The organism is Dickeya sp. CFBP 2040, assembly GCF_012273755.1.
GTDB lineage: Bacteria > Pseudomonadota > Gammaproteobacteria > Enterobacterales > Enterobacteriaceae > Dickeya > Dickeya poaceiphila.
On sequence record NZ_JAAVXH010000100.1, the window covers coordinates 1 to 703 of the forward strand.

Sequence of the window (703 nt, forward strand, 5' to 3'; positions counted from 1 at the left end):
AACGCGTTAAATCGACCGCCTGGGGAGTACGGCCGCAAGGTTAAAACTCAAATGAATTGACGGGGGCCCGCACAAGCGGTGGAGCATGTGGTTTAATTCGATGCAACGCGAAGAACCTTACCTACTCTTGACATCCAGAGAAGACTGCAGAGATGCGGTTGTGCCTTCGGGAGCTCTGAGACAGGTGCTGCATGGCTGTCGTCAGCTCGTGTTGTGAAATGTTGGGTTAAGTCCCGCAACGAGCGCAACCCTTATCCTTTGTTGCCAGCACTTCGGGTGGGAACTCAGGGGAGACTGCCGGTGATAAACCGGAGGAAGGTGGGGATGACGTCAAGTCATCATGGCCCTTACGAGTAGGGCTACACACGTGCTACAATGGCGTATACAAAGAGAAGCGACCTCGCGAGAGCAAGCGGACCTCATAAAGTACGTCGTAGTCCGGATTGGAGTCTGCAACTCGACTCCATGAAGTCGGAATCGCTAGTAATCGTAGATCAGAATGCTACGGTGAATACGTTCCCGGGCCTTGTACACACCGCCCGTCACACCATGGGAGTGGGTTGCAAAAGAAGTAGGTAGCTTAACCTTCGGGAGGGCGCTTACCACTTTGTGATTCATGACTGGGGTGAAGTCGTAACAAGGTAACCGTAGGGGAACCTGCGGTTGGATCACCTCCTTACCGAGTAGAAGTGCCTGCGTGGTG

1 rRNA gene is annotated in these 703 nt (G+C 53.6%); it reads left to right on the forward strand.

From position 1 onward, the window contains the following. A 16S ribosomal RNA gene (locus Dpoa2040_RS16075) occupies nt 1-679 on the forward strand; the annotation flags it as partial. Nucleotides 680-703: the final 24 nt, after the last annotated feature.